The sequence below is a fragment of the Bradyrhizobium sp. HKCCYLRH2015 genome, assembly GCF_051168215.1.
In the GTDB taxonomy this organism is placed as follows: domain Bacteria; phylum Pseudomonadota; class Alphaproteobacteria; order Rhizobiales; family Xanthobacteraceae; genus Bradyrhizobium.
In genome coordinates, this window is the sequence record NZ_JBNPUO010000001.1 from 1 (window position 1) to 26,851 (window position 26,851).

The window sequence follows — 26,851 nt, forward strand, 5'->3', positions numbered from 1 at the left end:
GCTCAAGACCGCAGAAGAATCCACGCCATGCACCATGTCCAGTCTGTCTGAACCGGACAGCCGTGGGACAAGCCCGGGCATGACGGAGTAACCAACGCTGCGATCGCGTGCCGCAGCGGCTCGACTTATTCTGCGGACGTCCGCCACCGCTCCGCGCGCCGGGCATGCACCGGCGTCAGGCAGCGCCGGGCACGGTTGATCTGCGCGTCGGTGGCGCCGCGGCTGCGCGCATACATCTCGGCGACCTCGGCCGTGTACTTCTCGACGTAGTAACGGACATCTGAGCACGACATCCGCGTCTCCGCACCTGACTCGCCCGCCGCCTGAAGCTCCGATCCCATCGCCAGGATCAGCAGCCCCCCAGCCATCACGCCCCGCAACATCGACATCCCCCCTGATTGCCTTGCTTGCTAACAGCAGTGAATCGTGCCGGCGGCGCAAATTAACAATCGCCCGATCGCGAAGTCTGACGCGCAGTGTTGCTTGGCGGCGTCACCGCAGTGTCACGGCCGACTGCCGATACGCCACGGTTCCGCGCGGGAACTGTTAGTCAGGCCATCGCGGATGCACGACGGCTCACACCGTCATGCTCTGGCTTGACGTGCCGGTGCCGCCGCTCGTGCCGTTTCCGGAAGCGCCTTGTGCATTGTAGCCTTGCGCATTGTAACCCTCCGCGCCCTTGCTGCTGCTGTCCGATGCGGCTGCGGTCTTGGTCACCTCGGTCGATCCGTCGGAATAGGTGATGGTTGTCGTGGTGACGCCATCGAGCGTGATCGACACCTCGCTGACCACTGCCTTGCTCGAAGACGAGCCACCGCTGCGGGAGGAACTTTGCGATGCGCCGTCGGCCGGGCTCGTGGCCGACGACGAGGCCGTGGCGGTCGTCGACGAAGTTGCTGTGGTGGACGATGGGGCGGTGGTGGCCTGGGCCGAGACCGTGGAGAGAGGAGAACTGACGGAGCTGATCGACATGGGACTCTCGCGTGAAGAGGGACCAACCGCGCGAGCCGCGCGGCTTGCTTCTTCAACGCAACGAGAGCGCGGAGCTGGCGCGACGAGTTGCGTCTGATTGTGTCCGTGCCCCGCTGCGCTGTCGCCGAACTGGCGATTGCCAAACGCCTTGGGTGCGCTCTAATCTCACGCGCGTATGACCGTCGAGTTCTCCTCTCTCCAGAAGTCCCGCTTTGCTGACGCCGGTGCGGTGCATTTGCCGGCGTCGCTCGATGCGTCGGCGTTGCGCGGACTTGTCGCGGCCTTGTCCGGCCACGCACCAGCGCAGGCCGGCACGCGTCTGCACGGCGTGGCAGCGTTGACACCCTTTCTCGCCAATGACGGTCCGGTCGGCCGCGCCGCCGCCGCCGTTCTTGGGGACGCGACGCGCCCGGTTCGCGCCGTTTATTTCGATAAGACTGCGCAGGCCAACTGGGCGGTGCCCTGGCATCAGGACCGCACCATCGTGGTCCGTGACCGCATCGAGGTCGCAGGCTTCGGCCCCTGGACGATCAAAGGCGGCCTGCAGCACGTCGCGCCGCCTTATGAGGTGCTCGCGCGAATGGTCACCCTGCGCGTCCATCTCGACGCCGTCCCTGACGGCAACGCGCCGCTCCTGATCGCCCCCGGCTCGCACCGCCTCGGTCGCATCCCGGAAGCCGATGCGCCCGTCGTCGTCGCGCGCTGGGGCACCGCCGTATGCCGCGCCGAGCCGGGCGACATCTGGCTGTATGCGACACCGATCCTGCACGCGTCGGAGCCGTCCGTGCAGCCCGGACATCGTCGCGTGCTGCAGGTCGACTTTACGGCGGACGAGTTGCCGGGTGGGCTGATCTGGTTGGGCGTATGAGCCGTCCCGACGGAGCAGGGGCATAAGCGCAGCGTCATCCGCCGTTCGAGGAGCGGCGAGACGGCGGATTACGCTGTCGCTAACCCGCCCTACGCCGCCTGCTTCAGCAATTCGTCGATGGCCTGTTACTTGCCGAGAATCTTCTCCGCGGCCGTCACAATGCTGACCGAGGGATGCTCGGCGCAATAGGTGCCGAACTTCTTGGCGTTGGCGACGAACTCCTCGGTGTCGAACAGCGCTTCGTCCTGGTCGCCCTTGTACCAGCCGTCCAGCCAGATCAGCACCATCTTGATGGTGTCGTCGCCGCTTTCGACGAACTGCTTGCAGCTCATGGTCGAGAGATCGAGCACGACGGCGGAGGCCGGAGCAGGGGACAGCAGAACGGCCGCGGTGAACAGAGGAGCGACGAGCGATTTCATGGGGCGTCTCCAAACGGATATGATGAAAACAATGAACTATGCAGAGCGTTACCAATCCCTTCGCAGACCGAGCTGAAAGACGTGGTCCCGGTCGCGGCGAGCGGCAGTGGTAGCACTGGCCGGAGCGCGCTCAGAAGTCAAGGATGCGGCGGTTGGGTGCGGCGATCCGATGCGCCCGTCGGGCAACTCACCTCGATCCGAAGCCGTGGTGTCAATGGATTCCGAAAAACATAAATCGCTTGGCGGCTTCCCCAAATCAGCATTATGGTCCGCGCATCCCGTTGCACGGTAGGGGACGGTTCGCGGTCGTCACGGACGTTTGCAGCGGGATGCGGTGGACGCGGGCGGGCGGCGTGCTGATAGCACGGACGAACGTCAGGCTCGCGGACGGTGAAGGCGTGTGGTTCTGATACTCCGATGCTAGTATCCAGCGCGATGCGCGAGAGCGCGTCGTCGCGACATGGTGGCCAGAAAGCCCGGTGCACCAGGAAGAGCGCGCTATAGCCCGTTAAAACCATCGCGCGGGGAAGGCCGGGTCTGTCCGGCTGTACCTGTGGTGACTGCCGCCTGCTTTTTTTCTGCAGGCGGGCCACGGGCCTCAGCCGAGGTCCGGCCTTCCTCGCGCCCTCCATCTGGAGAGGGCGGGACTCAAGGGGATCACTCGGGCGCGCAGCGCGTCGCGAGAGCGCGGATGCTCATCTCATCACGAGCTCATCTGATGCGGCATTTTGTATGGCAGTGTGGATCGGGACTGTGCGCCTGGCGTCATTGCGAGCGCAGCGAAGCAATCCAGAGTCCTTGCTCGACCCTAGATCGCTTCGCTGCGCTCGCGATGACGGAATTCCGAGTAGACGGCCTGCGCAAGAAACGACCTTCATCGCCACAAAGTTTGCAATGACGTAGTGCGGGGCAGGGCGCGGCCACAACCTCAACTGTCGTCCCGGCCTTGAGCCGGGACCCATAACCCCAGGGAGGAGTGCGGGGCACGATGGAGGAGCGATTGGGCCAAGCCATGACCGCCGGTGAGTCTGGGTCCCGGCTCAAGGCCGGGACGACACCTTTTGTGTGGCGCATGTCGCGCCACCAGCACATTGTGTGGCTCGAGTCCTCACGCCACCAGCACGGCCTCCGCGGCGAGCACGGCGTCGGCGCCATCGGTGACGGTCTTTTCCAGCGACGGCGCCTGCACCGCGAACGTCTCGGCGAAGAAGCGGGCCAGCGCGACGTGGCGGGCGCCGTCGGTCTCGTTCTCGCTGCGCGCGGCCAGCGCCTCGTTGGCGAGCATGCAGCCGCCGAGCGCGGAGCCGAACAGGCGCAGGTAAGGCGTGGCGCCGGCGAGCGCGTCGTTCGGCGCGGTGCCGAGCTTGTCCAGCAGCCAGCGGCTGGAGCGGTCGAGCGCGCCCAGCGCGTCGCGCAGCTTGGCGCCGGTGGTGCCGAAGGCCGGATCGTTCGAGGCCTCGACGCGGCGGACGATCTCGGTGAGCTCGTCGAGCAGCTTGAACACCGAGGCGCCGCCATTGGCGCCGAGCTTGCGCGTCACCAGGTCGATCGCCTGGATGCCGTTGGTGCCCTCGTAGATCGCGGTGATGCGGGCGTCGCGATAGTGCTGTGCGGCGCCGGTCTCCTCGATGAAGCCCATGCCGCCATGGATCTGCACGCCGAGATAGGCGACCTCGTTGCCGATGTCGGTGGAGAAGGCCTTCGCGATCGGCGTCAGCAGCGCGCCGCGCGCGGCGGCCTCGGCACGGACGGCCGGATCCTTGGCGCGCACGGCGACATCGAGCGCGACGGCGGTGGCGTAGCAGATCGAGCGCGAGGCGGCGGTCAGCGAGCGCATCTGCATCAGCATGCGCTTGACGTCGGGATGGGCGATGATCGCATCGGAGCCGGTGCCTTTGCTGCCGACGGCGCGGCCCTGTTTGCGCTCCTGCGCATAGGCCAGCGCCTGCTGATAGGCGCGATCGGCGACGCCGACGCCCTCGAGGCCGACGCCGAGCCGCGCCTGGTTCATCATCGTGAACATGCAGCGCATGCCGGCATTCTCTTCGCCGACGAGATAGCCGATGGCGCCGCCATGGTCGCCCATCGTCATGGTGCAGGTCGGCGAGGCGTGCATGCCGAGCTTGTGCTCGATGCCGCTGGCATAGATGTCGTTGCGGGCGCCGAGCGAGCCGTCGGCGTTGACGAGGAATTTGGGGATGAGGAAGAGCGAGATGCCCTTGGTGCCGGCCGGCGCGTCCGGCAGCCGCGCGAGCACGAAATGCACGATGTTGTCGGTCATGTCGTGATCGCCATAGGTGATGAAGATCTTCGAGCCGGTGATGCGGTAGGTGCCGTCGGCGGCGCGCTCGGCGCGGGTGCGCAAGGCGCCGACATCGGAGCCGGCCTGCGGCTCGGTCAGCTGCATGGTGCCAGTCCACTCACCGGAGATCAGCTTGCCGAGATAGATGTCCTTCAGCTCGTCGCTGCCATGCGCGTCGAGCGCCTCGATGGCGGAGAGTGTCAGCAGCGGACACAGGCCGAAGGCGACGTTCGAGGCGCTCCAGATCTCGGTGCAGGCGGCGTTGATGGCGAGCGGCAGGCCCTGGCCGCCATGCGCCTCGGGGCCGGACACCGCGTTCCAGCCGGCCTCGGTCCAGCGCTTGTAGGCATCGGGCCAGCCCGGCGCGGTCGTCACCTTCTTGTCGGCGAGCTTGACGCCGTTCCTGTCGCCGATCGTGTTGAGCGGGGCGAGCACGTCGGTGGCGAACTTGCCGGCTTCCTCGAGCACGGCGGCGGTGATGTCGGGGTCGAAATCGCCGTAATGGCCGGCCTCGACCGCCGCCTTCAGCCCGGCGCCGTGGTTGAGGGCGAGCAGCATGTCGTTGAGCGGGGCGCGATAGGTCATGGCGTGTCCTCGGGGGTCGAAATTTGCCGGTTTGGCCGCCGTCATCCCATGAAACCGGCCGGGTCTCAACTTTTTCGCAAGTCGTTGCGGCAGGCCGCCGCGGCGGCTCGGGACGGGCGGGATAAGAGCTTGTCCAAATTGACGAATTGGCGGCAGCCCCGGATCACTTGGGCGCGCCGTAAAATTCCTGCCGCCCGGCGGTTGAAATGGGCGGGCGCGCTCTGTAGACCACGGACGCCGATCCGGAATCGCCGGGCGTCTCCACGCTACGCCGATCCGCCGAGCCTGATGGGGCGTAGCCAAGCGGTAAGGCAGCGGATTTTGATTCCGCCATTCGGAGGTTCGATCCCTCCCGCCCCAGCCAGATTTCTGCTGCCCGGTCAGTATCTTACATTTTCACGATTTTGTTGTTCTGAAACTCGCCAGAGACCGCATTCTGAAACTCCGTTTGCGTTGTGTTCGCCAAGACGTGAGCTCGTCGTTTGCGTGTGGCCGCAAGGATGCGCGGAGCTGTGCGCTTGGCATAGCCGGCGTAACTTTCCTTTGTGCAGTGTGCCGACAGGGCGCGCCCCTGTCCCTCCGTAAGTTCGGCTTCCTCAAGCTCGGTCATCCCGCCGTGTCGGCAGGCGTCGAGACTGTCAGCAAACCCTACTCGTTCTCCGGCATGCAGAAGCTCGTTCAACGGATGCGGAAGGAAATTTGGTCTGCCCGTCACGTTCACACTCGACGGCGAATTCGGCCGGGTATAGTCGGTGAACTACGCGCCATGCCTTGCGGCATAGGCCGACGAGTTTTTCGCCGCGCCGAAAGAGGACACTTTCGCCCGCGCTATTCGCGGCGCGCGGGGTGATACTCTTGATCGGCAGCGATCCGATGCGCTCACCTTTTTTGTTTCGCAGATCGCAGACGGCTTGCATGCTGTGCTCATAGCTTGGCCACGACCGCTTCGAGACCTTCTCAAGATACGCCTTCGTCTGCTTATATTCGCGGAAAAGCCAGTCAAGCGACCCGACGCGCGCTATAGAAGCTTTCGCGTAGATCACACCCAATCTCGCTCGAAGAGCGCCATTTTCCGCTCGCCGTGACAATTGGTGATTGTAAGATCGTCACCGGAGAACCGGACACTCATTGATCTGTGTCAAGAAACAAAGCCTATCGAGAATACAAGGTTGCGGCCTCTACCGAGGAGCCGCTTTATCGATGGCACAGGTAAGAAGTGACACCCACGACATCCGGATCCCGCCGATTGGTCTTGCAGGAGTGTTGCATGTCCCGGGAGATGCCTATGCAATTGTCGCCTTCGTACATGGGAGTGGTTCAAGTCGGTTGAGTCCGCGAAACCGGGCGGTCGCAGACGCATTGAACACCCGGGGTATGGCGACGCTTCTATTCGATCTTCTCACCGACGATGAAGAGGATGATCGGGCCAACGTCTTCGATATCTCGCTGCTAGCGGACCGGCTCGCTGGCGTTGTCAGCTGGCTGGATGCACAGCCGTCTCTCGCAAGACTTCCCCTGGGCCTGTTTGGGGCCAGCACTGGAGCTGCGGCTGCACTCGTTGCGGCCGCGAAATTTCCCCGCCGCGTGAGGGCTGTCGTATCGCGGGGCGGCCGTCCGGACCTTGCTGGTGACTTCCTTGATGAAGTTCGGGCCCCCACCCTCCTTGTTGTGGGAGGAGCGGATGTCGGCGTGATCGAACTCAACGAGGAGGCGTTGGCACGGCTGCAGGGTTTGAAGGCCTTGGAAATCATTCCGGGTGCCAGCCACCTGTTTCCCGAGCCGGGAGCGCTGGAGGCGGTTATTGAGCATGCTGCTCGCTGGTTCGAACATTATCTCGGGGCTGGCTCGGAGAAGTCGGCGCCCGGTATCGGGACCGAAAACGAGCGCAAGGGATCGTAGCGCCGTTCGAGAGCCGATTGGAGACGAGATGGATCGTTTTCGTCTCCGGCCACATGCGACCTGCCTCAGCCGAACGTGAACAGCCAGTCCGTGACGGCACAACGATCACGACGCTGGGCGCAAGGCTGACGAGCTTCTGCAATTCGCTGCCAAGTAACAACGATGCAGGCACGCGACGTGTCATGACCACCCCTGCGCAGGACGTGTCATGACCAGCCCTGCGCAGAAAGGCAGTTTGAAGCAATGCTGGATATCGCCGATCCGCTCCAGCCTCGCAGCCTCCGTGGCTGGATTGACGTTTCTCTCAAGCCGCCTGCTTGGTCGTCAGACCTTTGATTTACCTCATGGCACCCGTCTGTCCATGGGGCTGGATATGACAAGCATCTCCGAGCGGAGTCATGTCGGATGAATCCTATGGACAGCGGAACCATCACAGTCCAGCAAGGAGGCGCGTCTGTCCGCCCCGAAGCGAAGGGCCGTCACTATCAGAGGATCATTGAGCAAGCGGAAGGCCTGCAGCCCCTCCGCACAGCCGTCGTCCATCCAGTTGATGCCCTGTCTCTCAGCGGTGCCATCGAAGCAGCGCGAGCGGGCTTGATTCTGCCCGTGATGGTCGGGCCCGAGGCGAAGATACGGGCGGCGGCCGAGCAGGCCAAGCTCGATTTGACCCCTTACGAACTCGTTCCGGCTGAGCACAGCCATGCGGCCGCTGTACAGGCGGCCGCCCTCGCCCGCGACCGCAGGGTGGAAGCGCTGATGAAGGGCAGCCTGCATACAGATGAATTCATGATGCCGATCCTGGCTGAGGAGAAGCTGCGGACCGAGCGCAGGATGAGCCACATATTTGTCATCGACACCCCGCTCTATCCGCGGCCGCTTTTCGTGACCGACGCAGCCATCAACATCTATCCAAATCTCTCCGACAAAAGGGATATTGTGCAAAACGCAGTTGACCTTGCGCATGCGCTTGGCAATCCGTCGCCTCACGTCGCAATTCTCTCGGCGATCGAAACTGTTACCGAGAAGATTCGCTCCACGATCGATGCGGCGGCACTCTGCAAGATGGCGGATCGCGGTCAGATCACTGGAGCCGTCATCGACGGGCCACTCGCCTTCGATAATGCCGTTTCCAGGGAGGCGGCGACGAGCAAAGGCATCGTCTCTCCGGTTGCCGGACGGGCCGATATCTTTGTTGTGCCCGACATCGAGGCGGGTAACATGCTGGCAAAGCAACTCGAATATCTCGCCGGCGCGGACGTTGCGGGCGTTGTGATCGGTGCTCGCGTTCCCATCATTCTGACGAGCCGGGCCGACAAATCACTGGCGAGACTCGGATCTTGTGCAATCGCGTTGCTGTGGGCACGCTATCGCGTGCCGACTGCCTAGCAGAAACAGGACTTCTCGTCCTTAGACAGAGCCCAGCATCGCTCCGACCGGGGGGCGCGCGCCGCCGCCCGTTGCATCCTGATTCAAGCGGCCGGCGATTGAAGTTGCCGGGCAAGGCTCAGAACTCGCAATTCCCGCGGGCGCAACCAACTTACTCCTTGGCCGATTCCAGTTTGGCTCTGAGATAGGCGATCATTCCGGAGAGAGTAACGAGTTTGGGATAGTCGATCTCCGGAATATCGATGCCCGTCCGGTGATGTAGGGCGGTCACGAGGTTCAGGAAGTCTATCGAGTCAATATCGACGGTCTCGCGCAAATCAGCTGCTGGATCAATGTTTGCCAGATCGACTTCTGGCGCGATGTTGTTAAGCTCCTGCTTGACGATTTCGCTGAGCTCCCCCTGCATGGTTCTGCGAATCTCGATCTCGGTCATAGCTTTTCAGGCTCCTGCAAAAGTCTGCCGATCTCGGCCAGAAACAAGGCGCCGGCGTGTCCATCGGTCACGCGATGATCACCTGCCAGCGTCATGGTCACCACGGAACGGGGGCCGATCACGCCATCGATGATCCAGGGACGCGTAACGACCTTACCAAAGCCAACGATCGCGACCTGGGGTGGATAGATGATGGCATAGAGAGCTTCGACTCCGCGCTCGCCTAGGCTGGATACTGTGATCGTCGGATCTGACAGTTCCGAACTGCGAATCCGCCCCGAGCGCGTTCGTTGCACCAGGTCGCGTAAGCTGCTCATCAAGTCGTGGAGCGGCAGTCGGTCCGCGTCATGCAGAGCCGGCGCCGCCAAGCCGCCGCCGCGGATCGCAATGGCAACCCCGACATGCACCGCCTTTGACGGCTCGAATTTGTTGTCGCGGTAGAAGCCGTTGAAGGCTGGAAAGCGACGAATCGCCAGCGCGACCGCCTTCAGCGCAAGCGCGCCGATCAAAAGGCGGCTGTCGGGCGGAAGCGCCACGTTTTGGTCGGCCAGCCAGTGTTCGCATGGCGTGACGTCGATCTGATGTTCAAGATAATAGTGTGGGATCTCCCGCTTCGACCGGGCCATTGCGGCCGCGATGGCTGTCCGCATCGCCGCGAGATCAAGCCAGCCCGCGCGCCTCTTTTCGGTTGGTGGCGGGGTTGCGCCGGACTGTCGCTCCACGTCGACGTAGACGATTGCTCCGCCCGGTCCACTGCCGGTGATGGTGGAGAGATCGACGCCGCGTTCTGCGGCGAGCCGTCGTGCGGCAGGCGAAGCGGGAAGCCGTCCCACGACAGCAGCCGCAAGCGGTGGCGGCATTGGCGCGCCGATCGGCGTGGGCGGTGGTTGGGAGGGCACCGCAATCGGGGGATGCGCGGTTGGCAGAGGTAACGGCGGTGGCACCGGCGCTGTGACGGCGGCTCTTTCTTCACCGTCGGTACGGATCAGTGCTAGCGGCGTTCCGACTGGCACCTTGCTGTGAAGATTGACGAGGAATTTTTCGATTTCGCCGGCCAGGAAGGTTTCGATCTCGATCGCGCCCTTCTGTGTCTCGACCACCGCAACAATATCGCCGCGTTTGACCCGGTCTCCCGGCTTCACCAGCCATTCCACCAGCGTGCCGGCTTCCATATCGGCGCCGAGAGAGGGCATGAGGAATTCGGCCACGGCCCGCCTCACGTCCGGCCGAGCGCCGTTTTCGCAGCGGTCACGATCTTCGCTGTCTGTGGCAGTGCCGCGTTTTCGAGGTGGTGAGGGTAGGGGATCGGCACCTCCTCGCTGCAAACCCGCCCGATCGGCGCGTCGAGCGACCAGAAGGCTTGTTCGACGATGCGCATGCCGATCTCTGCCGCCAGGCTCCCGGAGCGCCAGCCTTCGTCGACGATGACGGCACGTCGGGTCTTGGCCACCGAAGTCATGATCGTGGCGTCGTCGAGCGGCCGCAGACTGCGCAGATCGATCACCTCGGCATCGATGCCATCGGTTGCGAGCGCGGTCGCAGCCTCGAGCGTCTTCCAGAGCGACCCGCCATAGGTGATGAGAGAAATATCGCGGCCCTGGCGGCGCACGGCAGCCTTGTCGATATTGACGGCTCCGGCACCGGACGCGAGCTTGCCCGACATGTTGTAGAGCATGACGTTCTCGAAGATCAGCACCGGGTCGGGTTCCTGTAGGGCGGTCCACAGCATGCCGCGGGCATCTTCCAAGGTTGCCGGCGCGAGCACCTTGATGCCGGGAATATGTGCGTACCAGCCTTCAAGGCTGTGGGAATGTTGGGCTGCCAGCTGGCGGCCGGCACCGGTGGCCATGCGGATCACAAGCGGCACGCCGAACTGATTGCCCGACATGTGGCGCACCGTCGCTGCATTGTTGAGGATCTGATCGAGCGCGAGCAGGCTGAAATTGACCGTCATCAGCTCGACGATCGGCCGCATGCCAGCCATTGCTGCGCCAATGCCGGCGCCGGTAAAGCCTGACTCCGAGAGCGGCGTATCGCGAATCCGCTGCGGCCCGAATTCGGCGAGCAGTCCGTGACTCACCGCGTAGCAGCCGCCATAGCGACCGACGTCCTCACCCATCAGAAAGACGCGGTTGTCGCGGCTGAGCGCGTCCCGAAGCGCTGCACGCACCGCCTCGCGATAGGTCATCTCGATTGCATTGGTCCTGGGTGCCACCTGCTGCATGAAACCTCACATCCCGGTGGGGACCGCTCTGTCTGCATAAACAAAGCGGCTCAGTTGCTCGGTCGGCTCCCATGTCCCGGCCTCAGCAAAAACGACTGCTTCAGCGATTTCGGCATCGATCTCGGCCGTCATGCGGGACACCTCGTCCGGATGGACCATGTGATTGGCCTCGAGCCATCCCTGGAAACGCACAATCGGCTCCCGTGGACGCCACGACTCGACCTCGGCCTTGTCGCGGTAGAGCTGGGGATCGAACATTGAATGCGCGCGCAGCCGATAGGTGCGGCATTCAAGAAAATAGGGCATGCGCGTTTTGCGCACCGCCTGGACCGCGCGGCGGGCCGCCGCCTCGACCGCCACCACATCCATGCCATCGACGGCTTCCGAAGTGATGCGGTAGCATGCCGCCTTGCGCTGGATGTCAGTTTCGGATTCCGAAAGGGCGAGCGCGGTTCCCATGGCGTAGAGATTGTTTTCGCACACGAACAACACCGGCAACTGCCAAAGCTCCGCCAGATTCAGGCTTTCGTGGAATTCGCCTTCGGCCACCGCGCCGTCTCCGAAGAAGCATGCCGTGACGAGATCATCGCCCTGCATATGGGAGGCGAGCGCAAGGCCGATCGCCAACGGCAGGCCGCCACCGACAATGGCATTGCCGCCATAGAAATTGGTCGCGGCGTTGAACAAGTGCATCGAGCCGCCACGTCCGCGGCTGCAGCCTTCCTGCTTGCCGTACATCTCGGCCATCACGGTTGTCATCGGCACGCCGCGCACCAGGGCCTGCCCGTGCTCGCGATATGTCGCCACGATCCGATCGCGTTTTTCCAGCGCGGTTATCACTCCGACAGCGACCGCTTCCTCGCCGTCGTAGAGATGCATGAAGCCGCGGATCTTCTCCTGAGTGTACAATTCGGCACATTTCTCCTCGAAGCGGCGGATGCGGATCATGTGCTTGAGCAGACCCAGCATGTGCTCGCGCGACAAATGCGGCTTTGTGGCTGCAACCGTCATCGTTCCTCGCTTTCGAGAGTGGAGAGGTCGCCTTCGGGCAGACCGAGTTCGCGGGCCTTGAGGAGGCGCCGCATGATCTTGCCGCTGCGAGTCTTCGGCAGGTTCTGGCGGAACGCGATGTCCTTTGGCGCGACCGCCGGTCCGAGCCGCTGCCGCGCGTGGCCGAGGAGCTCCTTTCGCAGCGCGTCGCTCGGCGCAAAGCCCGGGTTGAGCGCCACATAGGCCTTGACCACCTCGCCGGCAGTGGGCTCCGGGATGCCAATCACGCCGGCTTCCGCAACGGCCTTGTGCTCCATCAGGGTGCTCTCCACCTCGAAAGGTCCGATCAGATGGCCGGAGCTCTTGATGACGTCGTCGGCGCGGCCGACGAACCAGTAATAGCCATCGCTGTCGCGCATCGCGAGGTCACCGGTGAGATACCAGCCGCCTGCAAAGCACTTCTTGTAGCGCGCCTCCTCGTTCAGATAGCCCCGCATCATCGACGGCCAGCCCGGATGCAAGGCCAATTCGCCCATGGCCATCGGCTTGGCAATCTCGCGCAGCCCGCCGCCTTCCAATCGTTCGACGATGCCGGCCTCGATGCCGGGTAGTGGTCGGCCCATCGACCCCGGCTTCACGTCCATCGACAGAAAATTCGTGATCATGATGCCGCCGGTCTCGGTCTGCCACCAATTATCGTGGAACGGCTTGCCGAAAGCCTCCATGCCCCACATCACGGCTTCCGGATTGAGCGGCTCGCCGACGCTGGCAAGCAGGCGCAGCGTCGACAGGTCGAACTTCTTGGCAAATTCGGCGCCGGCTTTCATCAACATGCGGATCGCGGTCGGCGCGGTGTACCAGACCGTGATTTTCTGATCCTGCAGAATGCGGTACCAGCGCTCGGTGTCGAACTCGGCCTGGTCGATGACCATGGTCACGCCATTGGTCAGTGGCGAAATGATTCCGTAAGAAGTCCCGGTGACCCATCCCGGGTCTGCGGTGCACCAGAAAATATCGTCGGGATGAAAGTCGAGCACGAGCTTGCCGGTCACATTGTGGGCGATGACCGCCTCGTGCACATGCACCGCTCCCTTGGGCGTGCCGGTCGTGCCGCTGGTGAAATGGAGCAGCGCCATATCCTCAGGGAGGGTCCGCACCGTCTCGAAGACTTCAGAGGCCTCCGCAAGCGCCGCAGCAAGGTCGATCGTATCGGGCGGCAAAGTGGCCGAGCATTCAGTCAGGAACACTCTTTCCAGGCTGGCGAGCTCCCTGCGCCAGGGCTCGATCTTGCGGCGATAGAAGGCTTCGGTGGTGATGAGCGCCTTGGCTCCGCCGATCGTCATGCGCGCCTTGATGGGCTCGGGTCCGAACGCCGAGAACAAGGGTGAAAACACGCCGCCATTCTTCAACGTGCCGAGGGCTGCGATGTAGAGTTCCGGCACCCGCCCGAGCAGCGAGAAGACCCGGTCGCCCTTCCTTATCTCGTGCCGGGCCAGGGTGTTGGCGAAGCGGTTCACCTGGGCGCCGAGCGCGGCATAGGTGAAATCGCGAGTGCTGTCGTCGCGGCCGATCCAGCGCAGCGCAAGCTTGTCGCCGCGACCGGCCTTCATATGGCGGTCGATGGCCTCATGGGCGATGTTGAGACCGCCGCCGGGAAGCCCGTCGAGCAAGGCTCGCGCATCGGCCCATGAGAAGGTCCGCCTGGCCTGATCATAATCGATCAGGTTTGCGCCGACGTAGTCTTGCGGGCGCTTGCGGATTCGTTCCCATTGCCGCTGCTCGGTCTGAGCTTCACTCCCGCCGCGGGAGTTCGCCGCGTCCGTGGTGGTCATGATTGGCTCCGGTTCATTGCGAACGCGCCCGACGCGTCGCTGTACCAGCTAAAATTTGGTCCGAGCGCGCGGACGCTCGTTGATCTGCGTCAACAGTGAGCCCCGCGGTCTGCCGGTTTGGCACCATGTGACCTGTCCCCGAAGTTTCATCCAGCCGTAATTGGAGTCCTGTTGGGTTTGCACTGACGCAGGTGCGGCGCCCGCGTTTGGAGGCGCATATGAGCTGACGGTCATTGTCGATGACACCAGGCGAGCGAGCCGGAGATCCAGTTCGAGGGCCGCGATCACGCCACCCTAGTCATATCAATGGGGCGCGTTTCGCGAGCTTCTTGCCGATGCCCGACACGCGCGCTTTACCGCTGATTGACAATGGGTCATGTTTCTGTGCGCTCAGGTTGGCAGCGCTATCTCTCATAGCGGCCGACAAGAACCGCTTCCGCGAGCGCAAATTTGCGTGCCTCGCGCTCGATATCCCGGCAGGACGCGTTTGCCTTGGCCCTGACATGGTCGGTCGAAAGCGCGAGCAGCCGAAAATGATAACGATGCGGCCCATGGCCATGTGGAGGGCAGGGCCCGCCATAACCGGTCTTGTGGAAATCGTTGACCGCTTCCTTGATGATCGCATTCGTGGCATCCTCGGCAAGCTCCGTCTTCGTGAACGGAATGTCGTAGGCCGCCCAGTGGTGCCAAGTGCCGGCGGGCGCGTCGGGATCGTCGCAGAGCAGCACGAAGCTCCGCGTTCCCGCTGGCGCACCGAACCACTGTAGAGGAGGCGAAACGTTGTCTCCGTCACAGGTAAAGTGCCGCGGAATGACCGCTCCGTCGGCAAAGGCGCTGGAAACGAGCTTCATGGCTCTCTCCTTCAGGCTGCGGGGGACATCGGCTCGGGCTTGACGAGTTCTTCCAGATCCGGCTCGCCGCAACGAGCGAGCATCCATTGTCGCACTTGGTCGCGCAGCCGAATGATGGATTGAAAATCGATGCCGCCGGGCTGGATCGGATCGCCGATCTCGATGCTGACAGCGCTGTTGCGCGGGAACCACTGATCGCTGCGCAACATTGTCCGTGTGCCGGCGATGATGCCCGGCAGAACGGGAAGATCGGCTTCTGCCGCGGTCTTGAAGGCGCCGAGATAGAAGCCGGACAACCCGGCCCTGCGGGTGAACGTTCCTTCTGGAAAGAAGACGAGAAGCCGCCGGTCGCGGGCTAGCGCACCCAGTCGCGCGGCATCCGTCAGGCTGCCCGAGACGTCGTAACGTTCGACGAAGGGAATATCGAGCCGGCGCAGGATTGGTCCTGCGACAAGCTGCTCGGCCAATTCACGCTTTGCGACGATCGCTGGCTCCCCGGGGAGTGTCGCAGCCAGAGCAAAGGCGTCCATATAGCTGGAATGGTTGAATACGAGTACCGCCCCTTGCGCAGGGATTTTCTCCAGGCCCTTGATCGCAAGCGGAACGCCCATCCCTGCGAGCGCAATGCGACCGATCTGCCTGAGCGCCGACCAGCGCGATCTCGGCGTCGGAAGGATGAGCACGGCAAGATATCCCGCAGCGAAGGCGCCGCCGAGCATGATCCACCACCATGCTGCATAGATGTCCTCGTAGAGCAGTCGGCCAAGCCGACCGGCCCGAGTCGCCGCGCTGGCAAGGGCAAGACGCAACAACTGCAAACCAAGTGTGCCCTGGTGCGTATCGATATCGCCTCTTTGGTATAGCTCCCGGGCCGCACTGCGGCGAATCTTTCCGCTCGATGTCTTCGGCACTGTGCGGGGCGGCGCCAACACGATCTCGTCGGGTGGCGTGCCTGCGACGTCCGTCACAACCTCCTGGGCGCGCGCCTGCAACTCGAGGCGGCGAGGTTGGTCGGACTCACGGGTTTCGACCAGCACGACGACGCGCTCCGTCCCCGAGACGCGATCGGGTACGCCGAACACCGCGACGCCGCCTTTGTGCACGCCCGGGATATTGGCAACTGCTTGCTCGATCTCTTGGGGATAGAGATGCCTGCCGGCTCGTATGATGATGTCCTTGACTCGTCCCGTCACGAAGATGTCGCCCCCAACCATGTAGCCGCGGTCGCCGGTGTCGAGCCAATCTCCATGGAACAGTTCGCGCGTCTTCGTCTCGTTGCGGAAATAGCCGCTTGTCGCCGATGGGCCGCGAAACTCGATCCGTCCTTCCCGCCGTTCGCCCAGCTCGCGGCCGGTCGCGTCAACCACGCGGATTTCATGGCCGGGAAGCGGCTGGCCGCACGCCGGAATCTCCAGGACCGCTGTATCGCCAGGCGGTGCCGGCTTCGCGATGCCGTGAATACTCAGTTCGTCGCGATTGATGCGATCGATGACCGGCCCGCGGCCGAGCGGCGGAAAAGCCAGGCCGACGGAGTTTTCGGCCAGGCCATAGACCGGCGCCATCGCCTTTGCGGGAAAGCCGTGACGGCCGAACCGCTCGGGAAACTGGCGCAGAGTCTGGACGCTGACCGGTTCGGCGCCGTTGGCGACCATGCGCAGCGAGCCCAGATCGAGTCCCTCGAGATCATCATCGCTGATCTTGGCAAGGCATAGCTCGAAACCGAAATTGGGCGATGCTGAAAACGTTGCGTGATACCGATGCATCGCCCACAGCCAGCTCTGCGGTCGGATCAGAAAACTCAACGGCGACATCACGTAGAGCGGTGCTGCATAATGCATGCAGCCGAGCCACGCGCCGATCAACCCCATGTCGTGATACAGCGGCAGCCAGCTGACGAAGACGTCGGCGGAACCGGCTTCCATCACCGTGCCCATCGCTCTGATGTTGGCGAGCAGCTTCGCATGGCTGAGCACCACGCCTTTCGGGTCACCGGTGCTGCCTGACGTATACTGGATCAGGGCCGTTGCACTCGCATCCTTCAAATGGGGTAGCGGCGCCGGCGCCGCGGAGGCTTCGATGTCGGCGACACTGGCGACGCTGACCAGGCTTTGCACCAGACTGCGAAGCAGGCCGGCTAATCGCCGTCCTTCCGGCATGGTGATCAGCATCCGGGTGCCGGCATTGCGCAAAATCATGGTCTGGCGCCGTAGATGGTCCTCAAGCTGCGACAGGCGCATCGGCGGGTAGATCGGGACCGGTATCGCGCCGGCGTAGAGAATGCCGAAGAAGGCGACGAAAAAATCGATGCTGGTGGGGAGCATCAATCCAATCCGGTCTCCTGCCGTGATGTCTCGCGCGATCAGACCGCGGGCCACCTGCCGGGCTTTCGCCGCAAGTTCTCCATAGCTGAGCGTCCCGAGCGTCGTCGCCTCGTCCTGCAATACTGTCAAATGCAGCCGGTCGGCGTGTCGCGTGGCGTGCCAGTCCAGCACCTCGATCAAGGTGCGCGCCTCGCTTGCGGCCGGTACGGCCGGAAGCGCCGAAACCGGGCGCCCGACTGAGACCGGGCGGTCCAGCGTCGGGCCGGCCCGTTCGAGCGCGCGGACCAGATCCTCGACGGTTTCTGCCTCGCCGACCGCCTGCGCCGGAAGGCGAACGTGGAAAGCCCGCTCGATGCGCAGGATCAATTCAGTGCGCGCGAGGCTGTCGATCCCGAGGTCTCGCTCGATGCGACTCGAAGGCTCGACCTCCATGAACCGGCCGCGCTGAGGATGAAGCTCGTGGACGAGATCCTTCACGAGCGCGATCAAGGCGCGACGACGCTCGAGAGTGCCTGGCGCAAAATCATCCATGACATCAGGTAGCTCGAATAGCTCACGCGACTATTGAGCAATGTCAATTCGGCCATGCGCAGATGCGGCACTGGCAACCGCCAGCAGTTGCCCGCCGCATCCATGTCGCAACCAGCGTCGCCACCATGACCGACGCATTGCGTCAGGTGCGTCTGTTCCTGTGCGGGGACGTCACCGGAACGCACTTGGCGGAGCTGGTGCCAAGCCTCGGCCGCTCGCGCGCTATGGTTCCTTCACAGCCGAGAGGTGTGCCTTCAGCCCTGCGGCCCCGACCGCCCCGGGGACTATGCTGTCGCCGACGACATAACCCGGCGTGCCATTGATGCCGAGCGCCGAGGCAAGGCGCGTGTTCTGCTGCAGGGCCTCGTTCACCTCGACGCTCGCCGCATCCTTCTCGATCTCGCCTGCGTTGAAGCCGAGATCTGCGGCCACCTCAAGCGCCGCGGCACGATCGACCCTTCCCTTCTTCGCCAGCAGGCGGCGATGAAACTCCAGGGATTCCCCGGCACTGGGATGATGCATCTGCAGCGCGATCGCGACCTTCGCGGCTTCGACGGAGTCCGGCCCGAGAATCGGAAGCTCTTTGAGCACGATGCGCACGTTCGGTTCGTCGGCGATCAGCGCAAGGGTGTCGCCGAGCGCCTTGCGGCAATAGCCGCAGTTGAAGTCGTAAAATTCGACCACCGTCCTGGTGCCGTCAGCGGCGCCGAGTGTCGTCTGCAACGGCGCGTTGTACAGCGCCTTGGCGTTGTCACTGATCGCCTGCTTGACGCTGGCCGCCGCAGCCGCGGGCGCGGTCTGGGCGACAGCGTTGCGCTTGGCAATCAGCGCCATCAGGGCAGTGCGCACCGCCTCCGGGTGATCAGCCAGGTATTTCTCGATTGCCGGCCCCAGGGCTTCCGGGTGCGCGGCGAGATATTGCTGGATCGCCTGGTCGATGTCCGCGCGCTGCCACTCAGCCTGGGCTGTCCTGGGTACGGCGATCGCCGCGGCAACGAGCGTGACTGCTGTGATGGCACGAATACGAATGCGCGAGAGCTTCGGCATGTCAGTTACTCCAATCATCCCTCAGTTCCTTCCACTCGTGTTCTTCACCACGACAAGCGAGCACTGCATCATCATCGGCACCACACAAAGCTCCTAGCGACCTCTCTCGAGCGGCGGTGGTGCAGTCCAGCGAGGCGCAAGCGGCGCAATGCGACCACGTGCGGCCGGCCAGCAGCGCTTGCCGAGTGGCCCGGGAACCATGCCGGGCGGGCAGGTGATCGGGCCTGTGTTAGACGGCGCGCGCTTGTCTGGAACCTTGGGTATCGAGGGACGTCGCGGTGACGGCCCGGGCACGACAGGCACAGGCGAGGGTTTTCGCGCCACGCAAACGCCCTCGTCGTCGCGAACTTTGCCCGCGGCGCAGGGCTCTTGCGGAACGGACTTCTTCTGGGCTGGCGCAACACATCGCGAGCGATCCTTCGGATTGACGGCGGCCGGACAGCACTCGCCGCTCGTCGTCAGGTTTGCGGTCGCGCAGCACTTGCCCGCCGCGGTCGGGACGTAGCCTGCGGCACAGCAAAGCGAGATCTTGGGAATCTTGAACGTTGGCTGGCACTGTGTCCCGTCGGCGCTCGGCGTCTGTCCGATCGGACAGCAAACCCCTTTCGAAGTCGCCTGGCTTTTCAGGCAGCATTTGCCCGCGATCTTCACATAGCCGGGCGAACAGCAATCCGGGCACTTTCCGTTTGGGATTTTCGGAATGGAGGGCTCGCAAACGCCATTCACGAGAGCGCTCAGGCAGCAAGCCTGAACGCCACCCGGACCGGAATAGATGTGATCGTTGTTGCAGCACTCCTGCTTGGGGCCGATCGCCGTCTGGGTGACCCCGCACATCGGTTTGGCAATGTCAGTCGATGGAATCGAGCCGCTCGAACAGGCACCGCCGGGTCCGAGGTCGGCAGGTGAACAGCACCTGCCGCCCAGGAGGATTTCAGGCGGCGCGCAGTTCGACGCGCAAGCGCCCTTGCTCCACACCTGATTGATCGGACAGACCGGGAAACCCGGGGGACCGCACACATGCGTCTGACAGGCGCGGAAACTCGGCGGTGGCAGCGGCACGCCGGCCGGGAGCGGGCCCGGGAGCAGCTCCGCCGGCTGCTCCGCGCAGATCCGCAGGATAGCAATGTCTCCCAGATGCCCCCGGGCCGACAGATCGGGCGGCGCATCGGCATAATCGATGAAATAGCTCATCCGCGGCGGCGCATCGCCACGACGGATGCGCCAAGCTGGATTTCCCTGCAGGCCGTCGATTGCGAGCATGTCCGTGTGACCAAGCTCTGCGGAGAGCTTGGGGTCGGTCGTGTAGCGCAACTGTTCTCCGGTGATCCAGACGAAGCCGCCGCAGGAGCGGGGATTGATGTTGCCGCGCTCATCGTAGCTGTAGCCGATGGCGACGCCGCCATTGTCGTTGCGGAAGGTCTCGGGGAAGCCCACCGCATATTCGTCCGGCACGGCCTGCCAGATCGGCTGTTGGGCCTCGGTGACGCCGATCATGGTATAGCGCAGCGCGCGACCGATCGATGGCGCCGACAGCGCCTCGAAATCCTGCGCGCCAGTCGGCGCCGGCCGCTCGGCAAGATACATCCGCCCTGCATCATCGAAGGTGATGCGCGAGATTTCGGTCGGGCCGGCCGCGGGTGGCACTGCGACCTCGATCCTGATGTCCGAGCCGAACGAACCATCCGGCTTGAGGCCGACCGACCAGATGCGCAGTCCGTCGGCGACAGCGTAATAGAGACGACGATCGCGTATCGCGAGACCGAACACGCGCCGTGCCGTCGCGGCATAGCCCCAGGTCTCGGGGCGGGCGCTATCAAACTGTGGGCTCGCGAGATTAATGCCGGCCCCGCCAGCAGCGGGCATCGGCGCAAGCCCGACGGCGGCCGTGCCGGCGGTGCCGTGATCGTAGACGCCGAGATCCGCGCCGTTCGGGTCGAGGCGATGGATCAGGCCGGTCTCGCGGTCGGCGACGAACAGCGACTTCGTGGCAGAATCATACGCGAGCGCGCCGAGCGCTGCGCCCGAGTTCGCCTTTCCCTCAGTGAGGACGTTCGCAAATAGCTTCACCTCGCCGGTAAGGCCGTTGATCTTCCAGATCGACCCAGGGCCTCCTCCGGGGCCCCACTGTGCCGGCATGAAGACTGCACCGGTCCTCCCGGATCTGATGTGCTGCGGCTTGCCATCCGATCCGGGTGCGACGATGGGCAGCCCATAGGCCGATGTCGCCGCGACATAGATGTTGGGGGGCGACTGGTCGTCCAGCGCAACACCGAACACCTGTCCGATCCACTTCGCGCTCACCGTGAACGGTTTCGGAGCGCCGACCACCTGTGCTTCCGGCGGCCCGCCCATGCGGCTGAGATCAACGACGCGCAGCGACGGTCCGTCTGGATTAATGAAGGAGTTCAGATCGGGGTCCTGGCCGGGCTCGATCTCGAACGGACGCAGACTGCCGGAGAAGCCGGTGACGACCGCCTGGCCCGGCGCGTAGATGCTCCGGGGGGCCTGAGCCGATGCCGTGCTGACGAGCGCGAGTGCCAAGCTCGACACGATGACGATGCGCAGCATCGCACGGGCGGCGATAGCCAACGAGGTATGACGACAATATTCCATGATGCTCTGTCGCCTCATTTCGGGGGCTCAGGTCGCGGAACGCAGGTGCCGCTCTTCGGGTCGGGGATGGTGTCCGGCGGGCAGCATTGCCCGCAGGAGGTCATCTGGGCCGGATTGCAGCAACTCCCATCGAACGCCATGCCTTGGCTCGGATCGGCGCATGGCGTGATGCAGTCGCCGATGCCGCCGATGCGAACCTGTCCGGTGGGGCACGCCGGCGGCGGACACATGCCGAACGGCGCAAAGCCCAAGTTGGCGGGCTGGTTCGTGTTGTCACACAGACATGACGAGATCCCGCTCGGCATCATGGCGCCGGGATGCGTGCCGTCCGGGCACTCGCACGCGAAGGCGTATCGATGATCGCCTGAATCAGGATTGGGGACTTCCTGCCAGTCAGCCTTCATCGGCGACGGGCAGAAGCAATACTGCACTCCTTCGCAACCTGTACCCTCAGCGGAAGGGGGCAACTGCTCGATGAGTGTTCCCTCGGCAGTCGTCGTGCATGCCAATGTCGGCTGCCACGGCTCCATGTAGCTCCCCGTGCTCTGGCAGCTCGGGATGGAGTGGCCGATCGAGCCGGGCGCAACACATGCAGGGTCATGCATTCTGGTGAGGAAATCCTTGCCTTCACACTTCTTCAGGTCGATGGCAGCGCAATTGGCGAAACGGGGCGGTGGTCGCGTGCAATCGCAAGCGCCGAGACCAATCTCTTCCTGAAGCCAGCACAGCGCGTCCTCCATGCATTGCCCGATGTCCGAGCCAAGGGAACCCGCCCCCTGCTCGGTTGAGCAGGCGCATTGCATGACCTTCGCGGGCGAACCGACGGCGGACAGCACATTGGCGAGCTCCCCGAGCAGGCCCTGTCCAATCTTCGAGCCGCCCGCCGACTGCAGTTGGGCGAGGATCTGGGTGAGGTTTCCCTGTACTTTGCTGCAGAACGAGTTGACCGCGCCTTGCCCCGCAGCGCCGGCGACCTCGGTGAGGACCCCGGTGGCTGCAGCCGCCGCAGCGCACCCAGCTCCGTCCGCGCAGGCATCCGCGCAACTCGACAGTCCGCCCACCGTCTGTTTGGCAGCATTGAATATGTCGCTTGGGTTGCAGCCTGCTCGCGCCGGCGACGCTAACAGCAGCATTGCGGCGGCGATCGCTGCGCCGTGGAACCACCAACTTCCTCGAAGTTGCATGACCATCGCCCGCCACTGACTTGGCCCGATAGAGATAACCGAACCCGCGTCCATTGAATTTGAGATGCGTCAATCGATAGACGGCCGATCGTGCCGGCCGTGGCGTCACGACGCCAATCTCATTTCACCGCCTGCTTCGGCACACAGGTGCCGCTGTTCGGGTCAGGTATCGTGCCCACCGGACAACATTGCCCGCAGGACGTCATCTGCGCGGGATTACAGCAACTGCCATCAAACGCCATGCCCTGGGTTGGATCGGAGCACGGTGTCACACACGCACCAGTCAGGCCCATACGCGTCTGTCCCGCGGGGCACGCCGGCGGCGGACACATGCCGAACGGCGCAAAACCCAGGTTCGCCGGCTTACCCGTGTTGTCGCAGAGGCACTGAGACAAGCCGCTCGGTAGGATCGGGCCTGGGTGTGTTTGATGATCCGGATTGTTGGCCTCATATGGACAATCGCAGGCGAATAGCCAGCGATGCACGTCGCTGTTCGGATTGGAGATCTCGTGCCAGGCCGGCACCATCGGCTTGGGACAAAAGCAAGATATGACCGGGTCACAGCCCGTATCCTCTTGCGTGGGAGGTAGTTGAACGGCCAGCGTTCCCTCCGCCGACTCAATCCTCTCCACCGTTGGGATATTGTCGCCGTAGCCGCACTTCTGCCACTTGTCATTGCAGTTCGCAATCGAGCTGTAGGGAACGCAGGCGGGGTCCTTCATCTGATCGAAGTGACCTTCCGTCTGGCAATGCTTGACGTCGACCGATCCGCAATAAGCCATCTGAGGCGGTGGCCGCGAGCAATTGCAGCCGATCCCCAGCCCCCCGCACAACGCATCTTGAATGCACGCGCCGATATCGGCGCCGATCGAATTCGTGCTCTGCTCCGTTTCACAGGCGCACTGCACAACCTTGGCAGCTGAGCCCACGGCTGCGAGCTCAGTTGACAAATCGCCGAGCACTTCCTTCGCGATTGCATTGCCGAATATCGTGTTCAGCGCACCGACGATATCCTTTCCCTTCACTTTGGCTTCCGCGCAGAATTGATCGACCAGCCCTTGTCCTTTTCCGGTGTCCGATCCTTCGAGGGCGACCCCCGCAAGAGCTATTTCAAGTGCGACCGCGGCAGCGCAGGATGCGTCATCCTCGCAAACAGACTTGCAGTCCGATGTTGCCTTGAGCGTTCCGCAGAACGCGTTGGCAACGTCCTCGAAGCTGCATCCTGCGCGCGCAGAGGAGCCGAGCAGCGCGACTGCCGCCATGATGGCGACACCTTGGATCCACCAGCCCGTGGGAAATGTCATCGTCGTCGTCCCAGCCCGGATACCTCCAGCTTAGGCAAAGTCCAATCTATTGAAATTGAGATGCCTCAATCGACGCGGCATGCTCGTCACGTCATCGACGACGGCGCCTTCAGCTTTCCTTGTACGCGTGGCCCCGAAGACAGCGGGGCGAAACCGCCCGTCGCAGCGGACCCGAATTCGACCCTCCAAGATCCTTCGCCTTCGCGCTGACGATGACTGCGACCCGTCCAGCTTCATCTGACGCATCTCGGAAGCTCATTGAGCAGCAGGCCTCGCGGTCGGCCGAGGATTATGTGGTCCTTGCCGAGCAGGCGAGCGGCCCCATTTCGCGGCGCAATGCACCATCCTACATCTGGGGCGCCGCCCTGGACGAACTCGCGCGCATGCAGCCGGATGCACGGATCGTCAATCTCGAAACGGCCGTGACCCACAGTAACGACGGGGCTCACAAGGGCATCAACTACCGCATGAGCCCAGAGAACGCGGACTGCCTCATCGCAGCAGGAATCGACCGCTGTGTCCTGGCCAATAACCACGTGCTCGACTGGGGCTACGCCGGCCTGGACAGCGCTGAGCTGTGACAGCGAAGAGATCGTCGAGGCCGTAAGCCGGAGAGGGATGCGTGATTATGTACGATCGGTGATCGAAGCGCGACGGCAGGTCCCATCGCGCATTGCTACGATAGCCAAGGATCCATCGAGCTATGATCTCGTTGTTGTCGGCACGCCGGTGTGGGCCTGGTCGCTTTCGTCGCCCGTCCGCGCCTTCCTGCTGGCAAGCAGGTCAAGACTTCCTGCGGTGGCGTTCTTTTGTACGCTGGGCGGGGCAGGCAGCGACAGAGCCTTCGGCCAGATGCAGGAACTCGCGGGCAAGCCTCCAGTCGGATGTCTCGCAATCACGGCACGTGAGGTCGCATCGGCTACGTACCAAGCGAAGGTCGTAATGTTTGCGGAGGCCCTGCAGCGCAGTCTGGCCGAGCAGCGTGAAAGAGCGGCGCCAACTGCGGCCTGAATGGCTGCGTGCTGATAGGCAGCCTGCGACATTTCAGCGAAGCGCGCCGAGCAGATCGCTCCGCGATACGGTTGGGCTGCGGCGAGGTGTGTCAACCGGCGTGCAAGATATTGGACGCCGGTGGGCATCGAAAGTGCGCTCGGCAAGGGTGTGAGCGCCGGCCGTCTGTCTTGGCGGGTGTCATCTTGAGACGGTGACCGTCTCGGCGAGATCCTGGGATGCTTCGGCATTGCCCGGCGCAGCATCCATGAGACGCGAGCAGTCATACCTCGGCCGCAGAAGCGGTCGAGTTCAGGATTCGACGGAGACGAACGGCCGGTCCGGCGGGCGAACGACAAGCACCGGCACGTTGCTGTGTGTCAGTACTTTGTTCGTTTCGCTTCCGAGCATGATGGCGGTGATCCCGCGCCTGCCGTGCGATGCCATGACGATCAGGTCGCATGACCTCGCTTTCGCCATGTCGACTATGGCCAGATAAGGATGATCATGTTCGACATGCACGGCCTCGCAGCCGACGCCAGCGGCCAACGCGACCTCCTTGGCCGCATCGAGGTACTTCGTGGCAAGGGCCGCGACCTGCTTCGCGTACTGCGCCGGCGTGTCCGTGACCATTGCCGGCTCAACGGCAAAGGTGTGGAAGGGGGGGGATACGGTCAATATCGTGACCTTGGCGCTAGCCGACTTGGCGAGGGCGATGCCGTACTCAACCGCAGCCTGCGACAACGTCGAGCCGTCCGTCGGGATTAGAATATGTTTATGCATGCGGCATCCTGACTGTGAAACCATTGCGGCCCGACCGATGCAGTTCTCGACCACAGCTCCGCGTGCCGCAAAGCGGAGCCGCTAAAGAAAGCGTAGGCACTTGCAGCAACCGTGATGACAGGCTGCTATTGTTTCGATCTTGCAGGCGGGGAGGTTGATTTCCATCAAGCTCCAACACCAAGGCTGGTCCTGCATCCAGCCGGAGGGGTGTCAGACCCGCTTGCCGGAGTCGGGATCGAACAGCTTCGCCTTGTCCATGTTGACCTCGAAAGAATAGAGGCTGCCGACAGGCGCCTTGTCCTCGGGGTGGACGCGCGCGATCATCTCTACACCGCCCAGATCGAACACGATCATGGTATCGGGTCCGGTCGGTTCGACCACATCGACTGGACGTTGGAACGTGCAGAGCAACCCGCTCGGCTTCTGGGTGCCCTGACGGGTGATGATTTCCGGCCGGAGTCCCAGTTTCAGATGGCGCCCGACATGAGCGCCAATCGAGGCTGACGCTCCCGGCGGAACGGCAAGTCGCACATTGCCGCGCGCGTCTTCCACTTCGAGCCAGATTCCATCACCCTGAACGACGCGTGCCGGCACCAGGTTCATCGCCGGCGAGCCCATGAAACCTGCAACGAACAGGTCCGCCGGCTGCTCATAGACGGTTTCCGGCGCGGCGAACTGACGGATCCGCCCATTGTCCATCACGGCGATGCGTGAAGCCAGCGTCATCGCCTCCACCTGATCATGAGTGACATAGATGATGGTCTGCCCGAGCCGGGCGTGCAGCTTCTTGATCTCGGTGCGCATCTCCACCCGCAGCTTGGCATCGAGATTGGACAAAGGCTCGTCGAACAGAAAAACATCGGGCTCGCGCACCAGCGCCCGTCCCATGGCGACGCGCTGGCGCTGTCCGCCGGATAGCTGGCCGGGCTTGCGCTGCAGTAGCTGCTCAATATGCAGCAGTTCGGTCACGCGCGCGAGAGCCTGCTGCTGCTGCACCTCCGGGATTCGCCGCGTCACCATCCCGAACAGGATGTTGTCGCGGACGGTCTTGGTCGGATAGAGCGAATAGGACTGAAACACCATTGCGATGTTTCGATCCTTTGGCGGTACATCATCGACGATCCGGTCGCCGATCCGGACCCGGCCTTCCGACAATGTCTCGAGCCCGGCCACAACGTTGAGCAGGGTCGACTTGCCGCAGCCCGAAGGCCCGACCAGCACGACGAATTCGCCATCGGCGATTTCGAGGTCGATGCCGTCGAGCACCGCAGTTGCGCCGAATTGCTTGTAGACCTTGTCGAGACATACAGAAGCCAC

Annotated in this window: 24 protein-coding genes and 1 tRNA gene; 8 read left to right on the forward strand and 17 right to left on the reverse strand. The window is 63.5% G+C overall.

Features of this window, described 5'->3' with window-relative positions; translation table 11 throughout:
• Positions 1-125: 125 nt before the first annotated feature.
• Both ACQR1H_RS00005 and ACQR1H_RS00010 read right to left on the reverse strand, forming a co-directional pair.
• Positions 126-383 carry a hypothetical protein gene (locus tag ACQR1H_RS00005; protein WP_315802542.1) on the reverse strand — a complete coding sequence of 86 codons (258 nt, stop codon included), beginning with the start codon at positions 381-383 and terminating at the stop codon, positions 126-128.
• A gap of 193 nt (positions 384-576) precedes the next feature.
• Positions 577-780 (reverse strand): hypothetical protein, encoded by a 204-nt coding sequence (locus ACQR1H_RS00010; protein WP_315802334.1) that lies wholly within the window; start codon positions 778-780, stop codon positions 577-579.
• Here ACQR1H_RS00010 and ACQR1H_RS00015 point away from each other — a divergent pair.
• Positions 770-1,069, forward strand: a complete 300-nt coding sequence (locus ACQR1H_RS00015; protein ID WP_315802335.1) for a hypothetical protein — start codon at positions 770-772, stop codon at positions 1,067-1,069. The genes ACQR1H_RS00010 and ACQR1H_RS00015 overlap by 11 nt on opposite strands.
• A 78-nt stretch (positions 1,070-1,147) precedes the next feature.
• Entirely contained in the window at positions 1,148-1,840 is a 693-nt protein-coding gene (locus ACQR1H_RS00020) for a phytanoyl-CoA dioxygenase family protein (protein WP_315802336.1), read from the forward strand.
• Between the two features lie 125 nt (positions 1,841-1,965).
• Here ACQR1H_RS00020 and ACQR1H_RS00025 read toward each other — a convergent pair whose 3' ends face one another.
• The gene (locus tag ACQR1H_RS00025; RefSeq protein ID WP_315802337.1) at positions 1,966-2,259 is read right to left on the reverse strand and encodes an HdeA/HdeB family chaperone; all 294 of its coding nucleotides are present in this window, start codon (positions 2,257-2,259) and stop codon (positions 1,966-1,968) included.
• Between the two features lie 1,108 nt (positions 2,260-3,367).
• On the reverse strand, positions 3,368-5,146 hold the full coding sequence (locus ACQR1H_RS00030; protein WP_315802338.1) for an acyl-CoA dehydrogenase: 1,779 nt from the start codon (positions 5,144-5,146) through the stop codon (positions 3,368-3,370).
• Between the two features lie 289 nt (positions 5,147-5,435).
• Here ACQR1H_RS00030 and ACQR1H_RS00035 point away from each other — a divergent pair.
• From ACQR1H_RS00035 to ACQR1H_RS00050, 4 genes are all read left to right on the forward strand, one after another.
• Positions 5,436-5,510, forward strand: a tRNA-Gln gene (locus ACQR1H_RS00035).
• A gap of 1,010 nt (positions 5,511-6,520) precedes the next feature.
• On the forward strand, positions 6,521-7,045 hold the full coding sequence (locus ACQR1H_RS00040) for a dienelactone hydrolase family protein (RefSeq protein WP_315802369.1): 525 nt from the start codon (positions 6,521-6,523) through the stop codon (positions 7,043-7,045).
• A gap of 208 nt (positions 7,046-7,253) precedes the next feature.
• On the forward strand, positions 7,254-7,454 hold the full coding sequence (locus ACQR1H_RS00045) for a hypothetical protein (protein ID WP_316238325.1): 201 nt from the start codon (positions 7,254-7,256) through the stop codon (positions 7,452-7,454).
• Positions 7,455-7,459: 5 nt separating this feature from the next.
• Positions 7,460-8,431: a bifunctional enoyl-CoA hydratase/phosphate acetyltransferase gene (locus ACQR1H_RS00050; protein WP_315802370.1), complete on the forward strand. Its 972-nt coding sequence runs from the start codon at positions 7,460-7,462 to the stop codon at positions 8,429-8,431.
• A 151-nt stretch (positions 8,432-8,582) separates the two neighbouring features.
• On the opposite strand, the gene ACQR1H_RS00055 is transcribed toward ACQR1H_RS00050, so the two are convergent.
• The 11 genes from ACQR1H_RS00055 to ACQR1H_RS00105 form a co-directional block, all read right to left on the reverse strand.
• Positions 8,583-8,864, reverse strand: a complete 282-nt coding sequence (locus ACQR1H_RS00055; protein WP_316178390.1) for an acyl carrier protein — start codon at positions 8,862-8,864, stop codon at positions 8,583-8,585.
• Positions 8,861-10,072, reverse strand: a complete 1,212-nt coding sequence (locus ACQR1H_RS00060; protein ID WP_315802372.1) for a dihydrolipoamide acetyltransferase family protein — start codon at positions 10,070-10,072, stop codon at positions 8,861-8,863. Before ACQR1H_RS00060 ends, ACQR1H_RS00055 begins: the two co-directional genes overlap by 4 nt.
• Positions 10,073-10,080: 8 nt before the next feature.
• On the reverse strand, positions 10,081-11,088 hold the full coding sequence (locus tag ACQR1H_RS00065) for an alpha-ketoacid dehydrogenase subunit beta (protein WP_315802373.1): 1,008 nt from the start codon (positions 11,086-11,088) through the stop codon (positions 10,081-10,083).
• Between the two features lie 6 nt (positions 11,089-11,094).
• Complete coding sequence (gene pdhA, locus ACQR1H_RS00070; protein ID WP_315802374.1) at positions 11,095-12,099, reverse strand: pyruvate dehydrogenase (acetyl-transferring) E1 component subunit alpha; 1,005 nt, start codon at positions 12,097-12,099, stop codon at positions 11,095-11,097.
• Entirely contained in the window at positions 12,096-13,910 is a 1,815-nt protein-coding gene (gene acsA / locus ACQR1H_RS00075; RefSeq protein ID WP_434882854.1) for an acetate--CoA ligase, read from the reverse strand. Before acsA ends, pdhA begins: the two co-directional genes overlap by 4 nt.
• A 404-nt stretch (positions 13,911-14,314) precedes the next feature.
• Positions 14,315-14,761: a YbhB/YbcL family Raf kinase inhibitor-like protein gene (locus tag ACQR1H_RS00080; protein ID WP_434906938.1), complete on the reverse strand. Its 447-nt coding sequence runs from the start codon at positions 14,759-14,761 to the stop codon at positions 14,315-14,317.
• Positions 14,762-14,772: 11 nt separating this feature from the next.
• Positions 14,773-17,613, reverse strand: a complete 2,841-nt coding sequence (locus ACQR1H_RS00085; RefSeq protein WP_434906939.1) for an AMP-binding protein — start codon at positions 17,611-17,613, stop codon at positions 14,773-14,775.
• A gap of 222 nt (positions 17,614-17,835) precedes the next feature.
• Positions 17,836-18,660 (reverse strand): DsbA family protein, encoded by an 825-nt coding sequence (locus ACQR1H_RS00090; RefSeq protein WP_315802378.1) that lies wholly within the window; start codon positions 18,658-18,660, stop codon positions 17,836-17,838.
• A 93-nt stretch (positions 18,661-18,753) separates the two neighbouring features.
• Positions 18,754-21,228: a hypothetical protein gene (locus tag ACQR1H_RS00095; RefSeq protein ID WP_434906940.1), complete on the reverse strand. Its 2,475-nt coding sequence runs from the start codon at positions 21,226-21,228 to the stop codon at positions 18,754-18,756.
• A gap of 59 nt (positions 21,229-21,287) precedes the next feature.
• Positions 21,288-22,463 (reverse strand): hypothetical protein, encoded by a 1,176-nt coding sequence (locus ACQR1H_RS00100; protein ID WP_434906941.1) that lies wholly within the window; start codon positions 22,461-22,463, stop codon positions 21,288-21,290.
• Between the two features lie 113 nt (positions 22,464-22,576).
• Positions 22,577-23,761, reverse strand: coding sequence for a hypothetical protein (locus ACQR1H_RS00105; protein WP_315802381.1), 1,185 nt, complete (start codon positions 23,759-23,761; stop codon positions 22,577-22,579).
• A gap of 212 nt (positions 23,762-23,973) precedes the next feature.
• Here ACQR1H_RS00105 and ACQR1H_RS00110 point away from each other — a divergent pair, with 212 nt between their 5' ends.
• Complete coding sequence (locus ACQR1H_RS00110; protein ID WP_315802382.1) at positions 23,974-24,342, forward strand: CapA family protein; 369 nt, start codon at positions 23,974-23,976, stop codon at positions 24,340-24,342.
• A 37-nt stretch (positions 24,343-24,379) separates the two neighbouring features.
• Positions 24,380-24,772, forward strand: coding sequence for a flavodoxin family protein (locus ACQR1H_RS00115; protein WP_315802383.1), 393 nt, complete (start codon positions 24,380-24,382; stop codon positions 24,770-24,772).
• A gap of 291 nt (positions 24,773-25,063) precedes the next feature.
• Here ACQR1H_RS00115 and ACQR1H_RS00120 read toward each other — a convergent pair whose 3' ends face one another.
• Together ACQR1H_RS00120 and ACQR1H_RS00125 are read right to left on the reverse strand one after the other, a co-directional pair.
• Positions 25,064-25,534 (reverse strand): universal stress protein, encoded by a 471-nt coding sequence (locus ACQR1H_RS00120; protein ID WP_315802384.1) that lies wholly within the window; start codon positions 25,532-25,534, stop codon positions 25,064-25,066.
• Positions 25,535-25,744: 210 nt separating this feature from the next.
• Positions 25,745-26,851 (reverse strand): ABC transporter ATP-binding protein, encoded by a 1,107-nt coding sequence (locus tag ACQR1H_RS00125; protein ID WP_315802385.1) that lies wholly within the window; start codon positions 26,849-26,851, stop codon positions 25,745-25,747.

Excerpts from the sequence above, each read along its gene's own strand:
- ACQR1H_RS00005 (WP_315802542.1), bottom strand. The coding sequence starts at position 383 with ATGTTGCGGGGCGTGATGGCTGGGGGGCTGCTGATCCTGGCGATGGGA.
- ACQR1H_RS00020 (WP_315802336.1), top strand. The coding sequence starts at position 1,148 with ATGACCGTCGAGTTCTCCTCTCTCCAGAAGTCCCGCTTTGCTGACGCC.
- ACQR1H_RS00025 (WP_315802337.1), bottom strand. The coding sequence starts at position 2,259 with ATGAAATCGCTCGTCGCTCCTCTGTTCACCGCGGCCGTTCTGCTGTCC.
- ACQR1H_RS00030 (WP_315802338.1), bottom strand. The coding sequence starts at position 5,146 with ATGACCTATCGCGCCCCGCTCAACGACATGCTGCTCGCCCTCAACCAC.
- ACQR1H_RS00040 (WP_315802369.1), top strand. The coding sequence starts at position 6,521 with ATGGCGACGCTTCTATTCGATCTTCTCACCGACGATGAAGAGGATGAT.
- ACQR1H_RS00045 (WP_316238325.1), top strand. The coding sequence starts at position 7,254 with ATGACCAGCCCTGCGCAGAAAGGCAGTTTGAAGCAATGCTGGATATCG.
- ACQR1H_RS00050 (WP_315802370.1), top strand. The coding sequence starts at position 7,460 with ATGGACAGCGGAACCATCACAGTCCAGCAAGGAGGCGCGTCTGTCCGC.
- ACQR1H_RS00055 (WP_316178390.1), bottom strand. The coding sequence starts at position 8,864 with ATGACCGAGATCGAGATTCGCAGAACCATGCAGGGGGAGCTCAGCGAA.
- ACQR1H_RS00065 (WP_315802373.1), bottom strand. The coding sequence starts at position 11,088 with ATGCAGCAGGTGGCACCCAGGACCAATGCAATCGAGATGACCTATCGC.
- pdhA (WP_315802374.1), bottom strand. The coding sequence starts at position 12,099 with ATGACGGTTGCAGCCACAAAGCCGCATTTGTCGCGCGAGCACATGCTG.
- acsA (WP_434882854.1), bottom strand. The coding sequence starts at position 13,910 with ATGACCACCACGGACGCGGCGAACTCCCGCGGCGGGAGTGAAGCTCAG.
- ACQR1H_RS00080 (WP_434906938.1), bottom strand. The coding sequence starts at position 14,761 with ATGAAGCTCGTTTCCAGCGCCTTTGCCGACGGAGCGGTCATTCCGCGG.
- ACQR1H_RS00085 (WP_434906939.1), bottom strand. The coding sequence starts at position 17,613 with ATGGATGATTTTGCGCCAGGCACTCTCGAGCGTCGTCGCGCCTTGATC.
- ACQR1H_RS00090 (WP_315802378.1), bottom strand. The coding sequence starts at position 18,660 with ATGCCGAAGCTCTCGCGCATTCGTATTCGTGCCATCACAGCAGTCACG.
- ACQR1H_RS00095 (WP_434906940.1), bottom strand. The coding sequence starts at position 21,228 with ATGCTGCGCATCGTCATCGTGTCGAGCTTGGCACTCGCGCTCGTCAGC.
- ACQR1H_RS00100 (WP_434906941.1), bottom strand. The coding sequence starts at position 22,463 with ATGGTCATGCAACTTCGAGGAAGTTGGTGGTTCCACGGCGCAGCGATC.
- ACQR1H_RS00105 (WP_315802381.1), bottom strand. The coding sequence starts at position 23,761 with ATGACATTTCCCACGGGCTGGTGGATCCAAGGTGTCGCCATCATGGCG.
- ACQR1H_RS00110 (WP_315802382.1), top strand. The coding sequence starts at position 23,974 with ATGACTGCGACCCGTCCAGCTTCATCTGACGCATCTCGGAAGCTCATT.
- ACQR1H_RS00115 (WP_315802383.1), top strand. The coding sequence starts at position 24,380 with ATGCGTGATTATGTACGATCGGTGATCGAAGCGCGACGGCAGGTCCCA.
- ACQR1H_RS00120 (WP_315802384.1), bottom strand. The coding sequence starts at position 25,534 with ATGCATAAACATATTCTAATCCCGACGGACGGCTCGACGTTGTCGCAG.